This is a genomic window from Pseudomonas coronafaciens pv. oryzae str. 1_6, assembly GCF_000156995.2.
Taxonomy (GTDB): domain Bacteria; phylum Pseudomonadota; class Gammaproteobacteria; order Pseudomonadales; family Pseudomonadaceae; genus Aquipseudomonas; species Aquipseudomonas tremae.
On the sequence record NZ_CP046035.1, the window covers coordinates 2,480,221 to 2,494,874 of the forward strand.

17 protein-coding genes are annotated in these 14,654 nt (G+C 60.6%); 15 read left to right on the top strand and 2 right to left on the bottom strand.

Going from position 1 to position 14,654, the window contains the following annotated elements; all coding sequences use genetic code 11:
- Nucleotide 1 precedes the first annotated feature (1 nt).
- Nucleotides 2-784, bottom strand: a complete 783-nt coding sequence (locus POR16_RS11275; protein WP_024670148.1) for a tetratricopeptide repeat protein — start codon at nt 782-784, stop codon at nt 2-4.
- 175 nt (nt 785-959) lie between these two features.
- Here POR16_RS11275 and POR16_RS11280 point away from each other — a divergent pair, with 175 nt between their 5' ends.
- The 13 genes from POR16_RS11280 (at nt 960) to POR16_RS11340 (ending at nt 10,010) form a co-directional block, all read left to right on the top strand.
- Nucleotides 960-1,571 carry a type III secretion protein gene (locus POR16_RS11280; protein WP_024670149.1) on the top strand — a complete coding sequence of 204 codons (612 nt, stop codon included), beginning with the start codon at nt 960-962 and terminating at the stop codon, nt 1,569-1,571.
- Nucleotides 1,572-1,592: 21 nt separating this feature from the next.
- Nucleotides 1,593-1,811, top strand: coding sequence for a hypothetical protein (locus tag POR16_RS11285; RefSeq protein WP_005893071.1), 219 nt, complete (start codon nt 1,593-1,595; stop codon nt 1,809-1,811).
- 9 nt (nt 1,812-1,820) lie between these two features.
- Nucleotides 1,821-2,252, top strand: a complete 432-nt coding sequence (locus POR16_RS11290; protein ID WP_005893070.1) for a hypothetical protein — start codon at nt 1,821-1,823, stop codon at nt 2,250-2,252.
- Between the two features lie 3 nt (nt 2,253-2,255).
- Nucleotides 2,256-3,035 carry a type III secretion system inner membrane ring lipoprotein SctJ gene (gene sctJ / locus POR16_RS11295; protein WP_005893069.1) on the top strand — a complete coding sequence of 260 codons (780 nt, stop codon included), beginning with the start codon at nt 2,256-2,258 and terminating at the stop codon, nt 3,033-3,035.
- Nucleotides 3,032-3,655 carry a hypothetical protein gene (locus POR16_RS11300; RefSeq protein WP_005893068.1) on the top strand — a complete coding sequence of 208 codons (624 nt, stop codon included), beginning with the start codon at nt 3,032-3,034 and terminating at the stop codon, nt 3,653-3,655. Before sctJ ends, POR16_RS11300 begins: the two co-directional genes overlap by 4 nt.
- Nucleotides 3,648-4,244, top strand: a complete 597-nt coding sequence (locus tag POR16_RS11305) for a FliH/SctL family protein (protein ID WP_005893067.1) — start codon at nt 3,648-3,650, stop codon at nt 4,242-4,244. The genes POR16_RS11300 and POR16_RS11305 overlap by 8 nt, the downstream gene beginning before the upstream one ends.
- 11 nt (nt 4,245-4,255) lie before the next feature.
- Nucleotides 4,256-5,569, top strand: coding sequence for a FliI/YscN family ATPase (locus POR16_RS11310; RefSeq protein WP_371903713.1), 1,314 nt, complete (start codon nt 4,256-4,258; stop codon nt 5,567-5,569).
- 102 nt (nt 5,570-5,671) lie between these two features.
- Nucleotides 5,672-6,157: a hypothetical protein gene (locus POR16_RS11315; RefSeq protein ID WP_042932551.1), complete on the top strand. Its 486-nt coding sequence runs from the start codon at nt 5,672-5,674 to the stop codon at nt 6,155-6,157.
- Nucleotides 6,154-7,215 carry a type III secretion system cytoplasmic ring protein SctQ gene (gene sctQ / locus POR16_RS11320; RefSeq protein ID WP_005893059.1) on the top strand — a complete coding sequence of 354 codons (1,062 nt, stop codon included), beginning with the start codon at nt 6,154-6,156 and terminating at the stop codon, nt 7,213-7,215. Before POR16_RS11315 ends, sctQ begins: the two co-directional genes overlap by 4 nt.
- Entirely contained in the window at nt 7,212-7,868 is a 657-nt protein-coding gene (gene sctR / locus POR16_RS11325; protein WP_005893058.1) for a type III secretion system export apparatus subunit SctR, read from the top strand. The genes sctQ and sctR overlap by 4 nt, the downstream gene beginning before the upstream one ends.
- A 4-nt stretch (nt 7,869-7,872) precedes the next feature.
- Nucleotides 7,873-8,142 (top strand): type III secretion system export apparatus subunit SctS, encoded by a 270-nt coding sequence (gene sctS, locus POR16_RS11330; protein WP_005893057.1) that lies wholly within the window; start codon nt 7,873-7,875, stop codon nt 8,140-8,142.
- A 6-nt stretch (nt 8,143-8,148) separates the two neighbouring features.
- On the top strand, nt 8,149-8,964 hold the full coding sequence (gene sctT / locus POR16_RS11335) for a type III secretion system export apparatus subunit SctT (RefSeq protein WP_005893056.1): 816 nt from the start codon (nt 8,149-8,151) through the stop codon (nt 8,962-8,964).
- Nucleotides 8,964-10,010 carry an EscU/YscU/HrcU family type III secretion system export apparatus switch protein gene (locus POR16_RS11340; RefSeq protein ID WP_005893055.1) on the top strand — a complete coding sequence of 349 codons (1,047 nt, stop codon included), beginning with the start codon at nt 8,964-8,966 and terminating at the stop codon, nt 10,008-10,010. Before sctT ends, POR16_RS11340 begins: the two co-directional genes overlap by 1 nt.
- Nucleotides 10,011-10,031: 21 nt before the next feature.
- Here the strand turns inward: POR16_RS11340 and POR16_RS11345 are convergent, their stop codons facing one another.
- A complete protein-coding gene (locus POR16_RS11345; RefSeq protein ID WP_005893054.1) occupies nt 10,032-12,851 on the bottom strand; it encodes an ATP-binding protein in 2,820 nt (939 codons plus the stop codon).
- A 421-nt stretch (nt 12,852-13,272) separates the two neighbouring features.
- Here POR16_RS11345 and POR16_RS11350 point away from each other — a divergent pair, with 421 nt between their 5' ends.
- Together POR16_RS11350 and POR16_RS11355 are read left to right on the top strand one after the other, a co-directional pair.
- On the top strand, nt 13,273-13,704 hold the full coding sequence (locus POR16_RS11350) for an HhH-GDP family DNA glycosylase (protein WP_005893052.1): 432 nt from the start codon (nt 13,273-13,275) through the stop codon (nt 13,702-13,704).
- A gap of 14 nt (nt 13,705-13,718) precedes the next feature.
- Nucleotides 13,719-14,429, top strand: a complete 711-nt coding sequence (locus POR16_RS11355; RefSeq protein ID WP_005893050.1) for a DUF72 domain-containing protein — start codon at nt 13,719-13,721, stop codon at nt 14,427-14,429.
- Nucleotides 14,430-14,654: the final 225 nt, after the last annotated feature.

Here is a 14,654-nt window from a genome sequence, read left to right on the forward strand (position 1 = left end):
TTCAGCGAGCGTCGACCAGCCCCAATTCGCGCGCCTGTTCGGCACGGTCGGGTATCGCCTTGATGCGTCGCGCTTCGGCGATCAGTTTGCTGCGCTCGGCCTTGGGAATGTCATCGAAGGTCACAGCCTTCAGGTCTTTGTCCTTACCGGCAAGCACCATCACCAGCAATTGATTGCGCTGGTGGCGAGGTTGCGCCAGCGGCGATTCGCTGACGCTGCCAATGGTATCCAGAGCCTTTTGATTGTTATCGCCCAGCGCATAGGCGAGGGCCAGGTTGCAGCGTGTGTCCAGATCGTTCGGCGCCAGGCGCAGGCTGGTATTGAAGGCGTTCTGTGCCTGAGCGGCCTCACCGCTGAGGATGTAGGCGATGCCCAGACGATTCCACGCCTGCGGTTGCTGCAACGCAGTGGCTGCCTGGTTCAGCACGTTAACGGCACGTTGCAATTTGCCCTGGCGCAGCTGTGCGGTGCCCAGGCCCAACAAGGCTTCTGGGTCATCGGCCTTGAGCTCCAGTGCCCGTTGGTAGGCGCGTTCCGCGCCACGCGTGTCATCGCTGACGAGCAGCGCGGCACCGAGTTTGCGCCAGGCCTCCACGCCGGCTTCGGGCTGCTGCGTGGCGCGCTGGTAGAACGACGCGGCAGTCGTCGAGTCACCGCGTTTTTCCAGGTCGGCAGCCAGTTGCATGAAGCGCTCGTAACTGGCGTCGGCTTTGGGTTGGGTCGCACACGCCGTCAGGGTCAGGCAGCCGAGCAACAACAGCGTTGGGAGGGAGCGAGGAGGCATGGACAAGGCTCTTGTGAAAGGGGACGGGACAAGGCGATTCAGCCGTCGACGGCCTTCGCAGGCGAGCGCCAGTTTATAGCCACAGCGCTGAATTGCGACCGTTTTTTAAACCCTGTTTTTCGCCGCGCCGCTGGTCGTTGCACTCCGCAGCGCCGCACCAGGCAAGGAGGACACCATGATGCTGCTCAAGGCTGACTGGCGCGCCGCGCAACTACTGCTGCTGATGCTGCTGTGCTCGTCGTCCGGAGTGTCGAATGCCGCTGCGGAGCGCGAACCCGAGTGGTTCTCCGAGCCTTATGCCTATGTGCTGGTCGACCAGGATATTCGTGGTGCGCTGACCGAGTTTGCACAGAACCTCGACCTGATCGTGGTGTTTTCTGACAAGGTCCGTGGCAGTGCGCGCGGTACGGTTCGCGGCAAAACGGCCGGGGAGTTTCTTGGCCACCTGTGTGATGCCAATCAGTTGAGCTGGTATTTCGACGGCAACGTGCTGCACATCGCAGGCGCGGATGAGGTCGGCACGCGGGTTTTCGACCTGCAAGGCGCCCCGCTGCAAGAGTTGCAGGACTATCTGACGCGCCTGGAAGTGTCCGGCCAGCCGATGTCCAGCCGTGTCAGCCCGGATAACGACAGTCTGTTCGTCTCCGGGCCGCCAGCCTACCTGGCGCAGATTCAGCAGCATGTGGATCGTCAACCTGTCGCCGAGGCCGCACCGGTGGTGCGCGAGCGCGGTGTGCGGGTGTTTCGAGGCGGTGTCGTCACTCAAGTCGCCACCGACCGCCAGTAACCTCAGAAAGGAGCACTACCCATGTCCGTCAATTCTGTAGATAGCAACGTCGACGTCAATGTTTCCAGCCAGGAGTCGCGCTTCAACGCCGCCGTCGAAAACGCCGAACAGGCATCCAGCGACAGTGAGTTCAACGAAGCAATGATCACTCAGGCCGTCACCATTGGCGGGCAATTCATCATCATGCCGCGCGCTCAGGAAATGCTGAACGAAGCGCAGTCCGATGACGACTCTGAATAAGGTGCGACCATGACGGTGAATCTAGCTGCGTCACCGGCGGCGGCAGCCTTGCCTTCGCCGGGAGGAGGCGCGGGGCCACAGGCTTCGCAGAACCTCTTCGAACACATGGCCGAGACCTCAAAAGGCATGCCGCAAGGCGCCAGCCCGCATCAGATCGGCAGCAACCTGATGGAGCGGCTGGACGGCTTCATCGACCGCTCGCGGCAGTTTTCCGAGCGCGCCGATGCGCTGACCCAGGGCAGCGCACCGCAGGCCGCCAGTCAGCCACCGGTAGCCGCCGCGAGCGATGGCCAGGCGATTGGCAAGGTCGGCGGGCCGCAAGTCGACCAGATCGTGCAGTCGCTGGGGCGGATGTTCGACTACTCCATCGAAACTCAGATGGTGGTGCGCGGGGCCACGCAGATATCCGGCTCTGCCAACACCCTTCTCAAAGGTCAATGAACCATGCCCAAACGCTGCCGTGTCCTGCGCCTGTTGATCGTGGCCACGCTTGCCAGTCTGTTACAGGCTTGCGACATCGATCTCTACACCAACCTCGGCGAACGTGAAGCCAACGCCATGCTGGCGGTATTGCTGCGCGATGGCATACCTGCGTCACGCAAGGTGCAGGACAACGGCCAGCTCAAGGTGATGGTCGACGAAAAGCGTTTTGCCGAGGCGATGGCGGCGCTGGATGATGCCGGTTTGCCCGGTCAGACTTTTTCCAATATGGGCGAGGTCTTCAAAGGCAACGGCCTGGTGTCTTCGCCGGTACAGGAGCGCGCGCAGATGGTGTATGCGCTCAGCGAGGAATTGTCACATACGGTTTCGCAGATCGACGGCATCCTTTCCGCACGGGTGCATGTCGTGTTGCCTGACAATGATCTGCTCAAGCGGGTGATCTCGCCGTCTTCTGCTTCGGTGCTGGTCCGGTACGATCCGCGCACCGACATTAACGTGCTGATCCCGCAGATCAAGACCCTGGTTGCCAATGGTATTTCCGGGCTCGGCTACGACGGCGTTTCGGTTACCGCCATCAAGGCAGTCGTCCCCGACAAGGCCAGCGCCCAGCCGCAACTCGCCAGCTTCTTCGGGCTATGGATGCTCGAGGATGATGTGCCCGCCGCGCGCTGGCTGTTTGGCAGCCTGCTGCTTATTGCACTGGTGCTGGCCGGGTTGCTGAGTCGCCAGTTCTGGCAGCGCCACCGGGTCGAAGGCACCTATGTGCTGAGTGACGCACCATGAGCGCTGCCTTGATGGAGCAGTGGCAGGCGCTGGCCGGGCGTCCTCTGACGTTTGTCAGGGAACGCTGGCTTGCCGAGTGCCTGCAACGCGATGTCAGTGCCTCGGCCTTGGCAAAACTACGAGACTCCCCGCGCTTTGGCGAGCGCTTCGAACATCTGCTGAGCGCGCATTTCAAGCTACAACCATTGGCCCGAATGGCTCCGCCAGCGCAGCAAGATCTGGCTGTCATATTGTTGGCCGACCACCATTTTGCACGCCTGCCGCGTCTGTGCGGCGCGGTCTGGCACGCCGCCACGCTGAGTCGGGAAATTCGTGGTGATGTGGTCAGCGAGTACCGCGAATTATTGGGCAACGATGCTTTTTCGCTGGCGCTCGCCCAGCGCCATCTTGCCGGGGCCGCCAATCTGTTGCGCACGCCGACTGAACTGCTTCAGGCCATCGACCGTGATGGCGCAGCCTGCGTTGCTGCCTGGTTTCAGGCGCTGCCCGTGGATCTGCAGGCCTGGCTGCGCCTGCGCTTCGACGTTTCTGAAGGGCCGCAACAGCCGGACGATGAACGACAGGTGAGCGTGGTACGTACCGTTGCCCGTCTGCTGACCGAGAGTGATGACCATGAGTGAGCTGCCAACCCGACCTGTATCACGCATCGTCCGCGCAGCTGATGCCGCACGTTGGGTTGACGGCTACGCCTTTGTCGAAGCGGCTCACCAGGAGGCCCGGTCTGTTCGCGAAAACAGTGCGCAATGGCTGGAGCAGGCGCGTGCAGAGGGTTTCGAGCGTGCCCGTCAGGAAGGCGCTGAGCAGGTAGCGTCACTGCTGGCGCAGACCAGTGTCGAGGTGGACCGCTACCTTGCCGGGCTGGAAAGTTCGCTGGCTGAACTGGCCTTGGGCATTGCTCGCCAAGTGCTGGGCGAAATGAATGACCGCGAGCGGCTGCTGCGTTGCACCGCGGAGGCACTTTCGGCGTTCCGCCAGGATCAGGCCCTGACGTTGTACGTGCCCCGGACTGAAGTCGAGGGCCTTCGCCAGCGGCTTGCTGACGATGCTCCTCTGGCACTCAAATCGCTGAGCATCGTCGGCGATGACCAGCTCGAAACCGGTCAGGCGCGTCTGGGCAGCCCGGCTGGTTCGGTCGAACTCGGGCTGGAGGCGCAACTGGACAACCTGCGGCGTGCGTTGTTGCCTCTGGCGGAAGGGGATGCTCCTTGAATAAGGCCTTGATGACGCTGCTGCCGGATCTTCAGCAGCGTCTGCAACTTGCTCAGCCTAGACCGATGCGTGGCACCTTGCGAAGCATTCGCGGCGTGCTGTTGCGTGCCAGTGTCGCCGGGGTGCGGATCGGCGAACTGTGCGTATTGCGCGATCCCGTAAACGGACGAGAGCTGTCGGCCGAGGTCATCGGCTTCGATGAGGACGACGCCATCCTGTCGCCCATCGGCTCCATGGAGGGCCTGTCGACCCGCACCCAGATAATCGCCACGGGTCAGGCAATGGGCGTGCAGGTCGGCGACGCCTTGTTGGGGCGGGTCATCAGCCCGATGGGCGAGTTTCTCGATGGGCCGGCACCGGCCGCTGCCATCGGCTTGCAGCGTTACCCACTGCATGCCGAGCCGCCAGCCCCCTTCAGCCGCCAGCGGATCGTCAAGCCGCTGTCGCTTGGGGTGCGCGCCATCGACAGCTTGCTGACCCTTGCACAGGGTCAGCGCATGGGCATTTTCGGCGAGCCGGGCGTGGGCAAGTCTTCGCTGCTGGCCAGCATCGTGCGCAACAGCAATGTCGATGTGATCGTCATCGGCCTGATTGGCGAGCGTGGCCGTGAAGTGCGTGAGCTGCTGGAAGGCCAGCTGGATGCTGCGGCACGCGCGCGCACCGTTGCCGTGGTTGCCACCTCGGATCGGCCCGCTGCCGAGCGGGTGAGGGCGGCGTATGTGGCGACGACCCTTGCTGAATACCATCGCGATCAGGGCCGTAGCGTGCTGCTGTTGATGGACAGCTTGACCCGGTTCGCCCGTGCTCAGCGTGAGATCGGTCTGGCGGTGGGTGAGCCGCCGACCCGGCGCGGTTATCCACCGTCGTTCTTCTCGGCATTGCCGCGCCTGCTGGAGCGCGCTGGTCCGGGGCCGTCAGGCAGCATCACCGCGCTGTACACCGTACTGACTGAGGGCGACGCGAGTATGGACCCGGTGGCAGAAGAAACCCGCTCGATTCTCGATGGCCACATCGTGCTGAGTGCCGATATGGCGCAGCGTGATCACTTTCCGGCCATCGACGTACTGCGCAGCCGCAGCCGACTGATGGACCACATCGCCACGCCAGAGCACCGCCAGCTGGCTTCGCGGATGCGTGAACTGATCGCCCGGCGTCAGCAAATCGAACTGTTGATTCAGGTGGGTGAGTACGCCGCTGGCAGCGACCCGGTGGCTGATGAAGCTATTGCCCGGCATTCGGCTATCGAGGCCTTTCTGCGTCAGCCTGCCGCCGAACACGACAGCCTCGAGCAGACTTTGTCGCAGATGCGCAAGGTGCTCGCATGAGCGCAAACGGTGGTCTGTCAGTTGAAGCAGGTCTGGATATCTTGGTTGACCGCATGTACTTCCCCATTCGATGCCAGCAGGCAAGTGTCATGGAAAACGCCTATGAAAACGGCTGATTTGCACAGTCTTCAGGCTTTGCGCGCGTTGCGTGAGCAGCGCGCAGCGACGCGCCTTGCCGTGCAGCGTGAACGTTGTCGCGATGCCAGTAGCGACCTCGACCACGCGCGCGAATCCTTGCGCCTGCACCGTGAAAAGCTCGTCCAGGAAGCCGAGCAGGTATACGGCCGATTCAGCGAAGGGCTGTCGGTCAGCGCCTGGCGGGCTGCACAGGATCGCTTGCAACAGCTGGACGAGGAGCGCGTAGCGCTTCAGGCCGATGCTGACGCGGTGGCCCTGACTCTTAAGACCGAAGAGCAGGCCCGTGCGCAGTTGAAGCAGGCGCACATCGAACAGCAACAGAAAACCAGGGCCTGGGACAGCCTGTTGGAGCAGCGCGTGCGCAGCGATGCACGGCTGGCCGAACAACGTGACGAAGCCGATCAACCCTCTGTCGCGATACCTGCCGGCGTATCAGGAAACGAACCATGACGGTGTTTGCCCGACCCATCGCCACCGACCAGTCTGACGCTGCCCCGCTGAGGGCCCGACTGCCCCGTTTCGACGCTGCACTGCTGAACCCGCACAACCGGCTGCACCGACGCTTGGCGCCTTGGCAGATGCTCATCGGCGAGCAATCGATACAGGTGCTATGGGCCAGTGCTGGCGGCGAATGCCGGCAGTCGGTGCGTGTGGCACTGCTGCTTGGCGAGCATCAGATCGAGTTGAACATCCCGCGTCGACTGCTTGAGCTCTCGGGGCTGGATTGGCAGCCCGGTGCTGCAATCGATACTCAGGCAGACGCCATGCTGCTCGAACAGGCCTGGCTGAGCTGGATCGAGCCGCTGGAGGCGCTGCTGAGCGAGTCTGTGCGGGTAGTGCCATGCGCCGCAAGTCAGCCATGCAGGCATCTGATGAAAGTTGCGATCGAAGTACGTCCTGACAACCATTCTGCGCAGGCGCTGAACCTGTATCTGGACGCAGATAGCGCTTCCAGAGTGATCGAACTGCTTGAGCAGCATGCCGCTTGTGCGCACGACCCGCTGGAAGGGTTACGGCTCGCATTGAGTGTCGAAGCCGGGCAGGCCCCGCTGACCTGCGCCGAGCTGCGCAGCCTGCTACCAGGCGATGTTGTCATGCTCGACACCCTGCCTGACGCGCAAGTTCTGCTGCGCCTTGGGCATCACTGCCAGACCGTAGCGAGGCGTCAGCGAGACGCGTTGGTCTGGCAAGGCGCGTTACGTCCTGGCAACTCCGGGCTCCCTCCCTATACCTACGACAGGAACGATCTGATGAGTGAACTGAGCACCGATGCCGATCTGGACACCTCGCTGGACGATTTGCCGCTCACCCTGGTCTGCCAGTTGGGCAGCGTGGAGCTGACGCTCGCGCAGTTGCGCGAAATGGCCCCCGGCAGTCTGCTGCCGCTGGCCGGCCTGGCGCATGATGAAGTAGACCTGATGGTCAATGGCCGTCGTGTCGGCCGTGGCGAACTGGTGACTATCGGTGACGGTCTGGGCGTGCGTCTGCTCGGTTTCAGTGGCTCATGAACGGTTACCAGCCAAATCTGATCGAGATCATTCTGGTCGTTGCCACCATCGGATTGATTCCGCTTGCCGTGGTGACCCTGACCGGATTCATGAAGATCTCTGTGGTGCTGTTTCTGATCCGCAACGCGTTGGGCGTGCAGCAGACGCCGCCGAACCTGGTGCTTTACGGTATTGCACTGATTCTCTCGGTCTACGTCACCACACCCCTGATCGGCGACATGTATCGGCAGGTGGAGGGCCGCGACCTGAGCCTGCAAAACGTTCAGCAACTGGAAGAATTGGGCAGTGCCTTGCGCCCGCCGTTGCAGGCGCATCTGTCGAAGTTCGCCAACGAAAGCGAACGCGGCTTTTTCGTGCAGGCCACCGAAACCATCTGGTCACCCGAGGCCCGTGCCGATCTGCGTGACGACGATCTGGTGGTATTGATCCCGGCGTTTGTCAGCTCAGAACTGACCCGTGCCTTTGAAATCGGGTTTCTGCTGTATATCCCGTTTCTGGTCGTCGACCTGCTGGTGTCCAACGTGCTGATGGCCATGGGCATGTCGATGGTCTCGCCCACGCTGATTTCCATTCCCCTGAAAATCTTCCTGTTCGTGGCCCTCAGCGGCTGGTCACGCCTGATGCACGGGCTGATTCTAAGCTACGGGGGCTGACGCCATGGGTCAGGACGTATTTCTGTCGCTGATGAATCAGGCATTGATGACTGTGCTGCTGCTGTCTGCCCCGGCATTGATCGTGGCGATTGTGGTCGGGTTGAGCGTAGGGTTGTTGCAAGCGCTGACGCAGATTCAGGACCAGACACTGCCGCAGGTGGTCAAGCTGGTCGGCGTCCTGCTGGTGATCGTGTTTGTCGGCCCGTTACTGGCAGGGCAGGTGGCGGAGCTGGGTAATCAGGTGCTGGACAACTTTCCGCTGTGGACTCGTTGAACTGTCATGGGCGCTGATCTGACCAATGCGTTCATCGAAATCGCCTACCCGGTGATCAGCTCTGCATCACTGGCTGCCTCCCGTGCCATGGGCGTGGTGATCATTACACCGGCGTTCAATCGCCTGGGGCTGACCGGCATGATTCGCGGCTGCGTGGCGGTCGCGATCTCGGTGCCGATGATTCTGCCGGTCTTTTCAGCGTTCACCTCGATGCCCGAGCACAGCGGATTCTTTCTGGCCGGCCTGATGATCAAGGAATTGCTGATCGGGCTGCTGATCGGGCTGTTGTTCGGCATACCGTTCTGGGCCGCAGAAGTGGCAGGCGAGCTGATCGACCTGCAACGCGGTTCCACCATGGAACAACTGGTCGACCCGTTGGGGCAGGGGGAGGCAAGTGTGATGGCGACCTTGCTCACCGTCATGCTGATCACGCTGTTTTTCATGTCCGGGGGCTTCATCCTGATGGTCGATGGTTACTACCACAGCTACCAGTTGTGGCCTGTGACCGAGTTCACGCCGCTGTTCAGCAGCGCGGCCCTGATGTCCATTCTGGCGATTCTCGATCAGGTGATGCGCATAGGTGTATTGATGGTCGCGCCCCTGCTGATTGCGATGTTGATCACTGACCTGATGCTCGCGTACCTGTCGCGCATGGCGCCCAGCCTGCATATTTTCGACCTGTCATTACCGGTCAAGAACCTGTTTTTTTCGGTGTTGATGGTGGTCTATATCGGCTTTCTGATCCCGGTGATGATTGATCAGCTGGCACAGTTCCGTGGCACCGTCGAGGTGCTCAAGGCATTGGCGGTCGAGGGCGACTGATGGGTGAGTCCAGCGAAGAGAAAAGCCAGCCGGCCACGGACAAGAAGCTGCGTGACGCGCGCAAAAAAGGTCAAGTCGCAAAGAGTCAGGATTTGGTTTCCGGCATGGTCATTCTGTTATGCACCCTGTGTATCTCGGTGCTGTTGCCCAGGGCGAGGGCGCAGGTCGAAGCCTTGATCGACCTGGCGGCGCTGATCTATATCGAACCCTTCAACGACGTCTGGCCACGGCTGCTCGATCATGCCGAGCAAATCGTCATCGGCATCACCTTGCCAGTGGTGGCCGTGACGGTCGGGGCGGTGATTCTGACCAATATCGTGACGATGAAAGGTGTCGTGTTCTCGGTGGAACCCGTTCAGCCGGACATCAAGCGGATCAATCCGGCCGAGGGCTTCAAGCGCATCTTTGCCATGCGTAACCTGATCGAGTTTCTCAAGGGGCTGGTCAAGGTGATGCTGCTGGGGCTGGCGTTCTATGTGGTCGGCCGCCAGGCACTGCAAGCGCTGATGGAGTCTTCGCGCTGTGGTGAGGGCTGTATCGAGTCGACGTTTTATCTGGTCCTCAAACCGCTGGTGTTTACCGTGCTTGCGGCGTTTCTGCTGGTCGGTGCCGTGGATGTACTGATGCAACGCTGGCTGTTTGGCCGGGAAATGAAAATGAGCCACAGTGAGCAGAAGCGCGAACGCAAAGACGTCGATGGCGACCCGATGATCAAACGCGAACGGCAGCGTCAACGGCGCGAAATGCAGGCACTGGCGACCAAGCTAGGGCTGGCACGGGCGTCGCTGATGATCGGCGACGCTGGCGGTTGGGTTGTGGGCGTGCGTTATGTTCGAGGAGAAACGCCGGTGCCGATTGTGGTCTGCCGCGCCGCACAACACGAATCGGCGGTATTGCTGGCCGAGGCTACACCTCTGGGCATCGCCGTGTGGCCAGATGCAGCTCTTGCCGAGTCGATTGCCAAGCGGAGCGTGGCGGGCGACCCGGTCCCGGAAAACACGTTTCAGGCCGTCGCCGACGCACTGGTGGCGCAGCGGCTGATATGACCTGAGCGCTAACCAGCGCACTCAATGCATCGCAGGACTGTAGCGGGCTACAGGCGTACCTGGGGCGATCTTCAGGCGGTTGAGGTCTGTGTTGATACGCCATGCCCAGAAATGCGTGCCGTCCTTGTGCGCTGTTTCCAGGGCCTGATTCAGCATCATGCGCACAGCTTCCAGCGAGTAGTCATGCGGCTGGTCCAGCATCAGCTGAGCCTTGACCCGCATGATCTCCGGCAAATACCAGCGATCGTGGTTATTCACCGCACCGACATGCAACTCGTCGAGGATTTCCAGCGCCAAGGGTTCGAGTTTCAGCGCCGCCAGCCCGGTCGCATACTCTGTGTGCAGCATCGCATGCAGGGGTGTTTCGACATGGTTGCGCAGTTGCTGCAGCGCTTCTCCGAGCAGCGGTACACCCGTTGCCGGATCACCTTGGCGAATCGCCAGAATACTTTCATAGCAGCACGTCAGCTGCCGCCAGATATGCAACGGCTGCCGTTCGCTGCTCTGTTTGAGAAGCTTCAGGAAGCGCCGCGTCTTGTGCAGCGTACCGGCAATGAGCGTCGCCGGGATCGCACTGATCGCCAGGGTGTACCACAACGTTGCAGGATGACTCAGCGCAACCGCCTGTTCCACATTGGTATCCAGAGCGACCATTGCCTGCCCGGTATTACCGATTAGTAGCTGAACCTGAGCCCGCAGCGACTGCGCGGCAATGCGCTGGTCGAAATGCATGTCGATGATGTGCGATGACCGCGAGCGAGGCGCGCCCAGCGCTTCTTCGATGGCCTGACGTGCGGTTTTCATATCGCCCATGTAGAACGCGCTGGTAGCGCGCATTCGCTTGCCGAGCAACTGACAGTCAGCGATCCGGTAATCCTTGCCCAGTGCCAGAAACTGCTCGGCAACCTGCGTGCCCTGCACGTGCCTGTTGCTGCAGGTATGGTCGTTCCATTTTCCCCACAAGGCCCGCAGGCGGTATTCGGAGTCATCCAGCGCTTCGGCGTCGTCACTGACCAGTTTCCAGACCTCGCGCATTTTCTGCCCCGCGCCGTACGTAAGCATCAGAATACTGCCGGACATGGTCAGTAGTCGCATGCGTTGCCGACGGTCCATCAGCGCCTCTTCAAGTTGCCGCGGCAGGCCCAGGTTGACCCAGTCCTGATATTCACGAACCAGCGACAGGCGCAGCCACAGCGGCGAGCTGTGCAGCGTCAGTTCGACCCCCAGCTGGCGGTCACCCTCGGCTGAGAAAGCCCAGGTCAACGCAGCCCGGATGGTGTCGATTTCTATGCTGTAACGCTGAGTCCAGACTTCCTGAGAGAGCTGTTCGAGGTCCTGTCTGGCGTGTTCCAGGAGTGTCAGCGACCATTGTGCGTGAGCCCGGCACAAGCGTGGCACATCATCGTACCGGACAAGTTTTTCGCGTGCGTAAAGGCGTGTGGTCTCAAGCAGCCTGAAGCGTTTGCCCTGGCTGTGATCGAAGGTGCCGAGCAGGGATTTGTCCAGCAGGCTCTCAAGCATCGGCAACGTCAGGCGCACATCAGGCAGACCGATATTGACGACTGCCATGACCCCGTCAATGGTGAAAGACCCATTGAATATGCACAGCTGGCGCAGCAAGGCCTGCTCGTCTGCGCTGAGCATGCCGTAGGTCCAGTCCAGCGTGGCGCTCAGCGAGCGCTGGCGCGGCAGGGCAGTGCGCAGCCCGGTCATTTGCAGGCGGAAACTGCCGTCCAGCAGGCCGACCAGATCGTGGATGCCAAAGGTTCTGGCGCGTGCAGCTGCCAGCTCGATCGCCAGTGGGTTACCGTCCAGTTTGCGGCAAATGGCAGCCACTGTATGGGCGTCGCTGTCATTGAAGGAAAATTCCGGGTCCTGCTCTCTGGCGCGCGTGACGAAGAGCTGCACCCCGGAGTACATCACGGCCTGTTCGGCAGTGAGCGCTTCGTGTTCGTCCGGCACCTGAAGAGGGCCAAGCTCATGTACCCATTCACCGAACGCGCGCAGCGGCTCGCGACTGGTGACCACGATGCAGCAGAGCGGAGCATTGGTCAGCAATGCTTCGACTGCAGCAGCTGTTTCATCGAGCACATGCTCGCAATTATCCAGCACCAGCAACTGCGGGCGGCTGACCAGCGAAGGAGGCATGTTATGCAATGGGTGTTCGCTCTCGGCGCTCAGGCCCAGCGCGAACGCGATTCTTCCCAGTATGGGCTGCGTGCCGTTGACCGGCGTCAGGTCGACGAAGGCAACGCTGAGGCCCGATTGCGCGGCGAGACTGTCAGCCAGCGCCAGCGCCACGGTGGTTTTGCCTACGCCGCCCGGACCGCTCAGGGTCAGCAGACGCCGGGCCAGGGTCAGCGTCGACAATTGTTCGATCAGTTCGCCGCGTCCCAGTACCTTACGATTGACCAGCGGGACGGCAGGCAGCGTGTCCGCTGAAGTCGGTGCTGGCACGGGGCGGATAGCCGGTTGCACACTGACCGGTGCGATGAAGCGATAACCGCGACCTGGCACCGTGACAATGTAGTTCTCCTCGTCATTCAGCGCCCTGCGCAGGGCGACAATCTGCGCGCGCAGGTTGCACTCCTCAACCACCGCCCTGGGCCAGGCCAGCGTCAGCAGTTCGGCTTTTTCCAGAAGCTCGCCTGGTCGAGTGGCAAAGGCTACGAGCAACGCCATCGCGCGGCTGCCCAGCGGCACCGGCTGTGAATCCTTGAGTAGCAAATATTCGCGTGGAAGCAAAGTGAAAGAGCCGAAGTGGATCGCCTCATGGTTGTGTGAAGAATCGCCTGTTTCCTGAGTGGCCACTGCATCTTGGCCGCTTGCTTCGAAATCCATGCTTATACCTGTGTCAGAAGTAATGACTGCGCCGCCGCACCGTGCAGGAGCATGAAGGTCCCGATAGGTATCCGAGTATTGATGAGTATTCTGTTTATCTGCCAAGGCCGATGAGTTCCGAAAGGCAAGCTGTTACTCATCGGACGCCCAGTGTTACCGGGCATGTACTACTTGTTTTATCGCATCCCCGGTTTAGAGCGCCGACTTCTCGGGAAGAGCAAAGTCTAGCGACATCAGATGACTGTTCTGATAGAGATGCACAAATCGCGCCTGGGTTAATCGACAGCGGCGGGCCGTTTCTCTGAGTACCGTTGGTCGACTTGTCACGATTTTTTATCAACCCGCCATTCGCTCGAACTGTCTCTAGCACAATTACTTGCCATAACTAATGTACGGGGCTGGCTTTGTATTGAGGGTTTCCATGAATCGCACCGTTGACGCTGCAGAATTGAATATCGACTTCTCTAAAGATCCGGAAAAAGCCTTGTTCAAGTGGTTCATCGCAAGTTTTTTGATGGGCAAACGAATTCAGTCGGCGATCGCGTGTGAGGCTTACCGGGTGATCATCGAACAACATGACCGAGATACACCACGCAAGCTTGCTCATTGCACCCACCGAGAGTTGGTGAAAATGCTCGGCCAGGCGCATTACGTGCGTTATGACGAGTCCACTGCCGATCGCCTGCTCGCGCTGTGCAATAAGCTCAACACTGAATACGCCGGCAGCCTTGGCAGCGTGCATAAGGCCAGCGAAGACCGCGCGGACTTCGAAAAGCGTCTTGCTGCCTTTGACGGCGTGGGGCCGAAGACCGTAGAAATATTCATGCGTGAGGCCGGCAAGGTGCTGTATTGAGCGCCGCGCCAATAATGCGCACCGGTTGTGCGGGCTGGAGCCTGGGACGCGAATACTGGCCTGAGTTTCCTGCTGAAGGAACTCATTTGCAACGCTATTCATCACGATTCGACGCCGTCGAAATCAACAGTTCGTTCTATCGCCCGCACCGTCCGCAGACTTACAGGCGTTGGGCGCAATCAGTGCCAGCCGGGTTTCGCTTCTCGGTAAAGATCCCCAAGTCAATAACCCATGAGCAACGCTTGCAAGACTGTGAAGTGTTACTGGATGTGTTTCTTGCCCAGTGCTGTGAGCTCGGCGAAAAACTTGGTTGCCTGCTTATTCAATTGCCGCCCTCGCTCGATTATGTTCCAGGCGTTGCTACACGTTTTTTTACAGCGTTGCGCAGTCGCTACAGCGGTACGCTTGTGATCGAACCGCGTCATGAGTCCTGGCACCAGGCCGAGGCACTCATGATCGAGCAGCGTATTGCGCGAGTCGCCGCCGATCCTTCGCCTGTCAGCATGGGCCAGCTCCCGGGTGGCTGGCCTGGAGCCCGTTACTGGCGGCTGCATGGTTCACCGACTATCTATCACAGCACCTATGGTGCTGACCGATTGGAGCCTCTGGCCCGACAGATGCTGACGTCTGCCGAAGCGGGAGTTGAAACATGGTGCATATTCGATAATACGGCCAGCGGCGCTGCAATCAGTGATGCGCTGTTACTTAACGCCATTAACCATTAAGTGACAGTGCGTTAGTTGATCGCCGGTCGTCAGTCATTCGTAACTTGCGGGCGGGTGTCATCCCTCCTTAATGCAAAGTCGTTCTAATTGAACGTGATAGCGCACGCCTGGCAGTTACCCGGGCGCCGCGCCTCTGCCTGCAAAGGCCCGTCTCGCATCAGTCAATCCGTAGCGGTTATCGCCTGCCTGCACTAGCGGTGTTTCAACGCATGGAACGACTGATGA

Excerpts from the sequence above, each read along its gene's own strand:
- POR16_RS11305 (WP_005893067.1), top strand. The coding sequence starts at position 3,648 with ATGAGTGAGCTGCCAACCCGACCTGTATCACGCATCGTCCGCGCAGCT.
- sctR (WP_005893058.1), top strand. The coding sequence starts at position 7,212 with ATGAACGGTTACCAGCCAAATCTGATCGAGATCATTCTGGTCGTTGCC.
- sctQ (WP_005893059.1), top strand. The coding sequence starts at position 6,154 with ATGACGGTGTTTGCCCGACCCATCGCCACCGACCAGTCTGACGCTGCC.
- POR16_RS11300 (WP_005893068.1), top strand. The coding sequence starts at position 3,032 with ATGAGCGCTGCCTTGATGGAGCAGTGGCAGGCGCTGGCCGGGCGTCCT.
- sctT (WP_005893056.1), top strand. The coding sequence starts at position 8,149 with ATGGGCGCTGATCTGACCAATGCGTTCATCGAAATCGCCTACCCGGTG.
- POR16_RS11315 (WP_042932551.1), top strand. The coding sequence starts at position 5,672 with ATGAAAACGGCTGATTTGCACAGTCTTCAGGCTTTGCGCGCGTTGCGT.
- POR16_RS11355 (WP_005893050.1), top strand. The coding sequence starts at position 13,719 with ATGCGCACCGGTTGTGCGGGCTGGAGCCTGGGACGCGAATACTGGCCT.
- POR16_RS11290 (WP_005893070.1), top strand. The coding sequence starts at position 1,821 with ATGACGGTGAATCTAGCTGCGTCACCGGCGGCGGCAGCCTTGCCTTCG.
- sctS (WP_005893057.1), top strand. The coding sequence starts at position 7,873 with ATGGGTCAGGACGTATTTCTGTCGCTGATGAATCAGGCATTGATGACT.
- POR16_RS11285 (WP_005893071.1), top strand. The coding sequence starts at position 1,593 with ATGTCCGTCAATTCTGTAGATAGCAACGTCGACGTCAATGTTTCCAGC.
- POR16_RS11310 (WP_371903713.1), top strand. The coding sequence starts at position 4,256 with ATGACGCTGCTGCCGGATCTTCAGCAGCGTCTGCAACTTGCTCAGCCT.
- POR16_RS11345 (WP_005893054.1), bottom strand. The coding sequence starts at position 12,851 with ATGGATTTCGAAGCAAGCGGCCAAGATGCAGTGGCCACTCAGGAAACA.
- POR16_RS11275 (WP_024670148.1), bottom strand. The coding sequence starts at position 784 with ATGCCTCCTCGCTCCCTCCCAACGCTGTTGTTGCTCGGCTGCCTGACC.
- POR16_RS11280 (WP_024670149.1), top strand. The coding sequence starts at position 960 with ATGATGCTGCTCAAGGCTGACTGGCGCGCCGCGCAACTACTGCTGCTG.
- POR16_RS11340 (WP_005893055.1), top strand. The coding sequence starts at position 8,964 with ATGGGTGAGTCCAGCGAAGAGAAAAGCCAGCCGGCCACGGACAAGAAG.
- sctJ (WP_005893069.1), top strand. The coding sequence starts at position 2,256 with ATGCCCAAACGCTGCCGTGTCCTGCGCCTGTTGATCGTGGCCACGCTT.
- POR16_RS11350 (WP_005893052.1), top strand. The coding sequence starts at position 13,273 with ATGAATCGCACCGTTGACGCTGCAGAATTGAATATCGACTTCTCTAAA.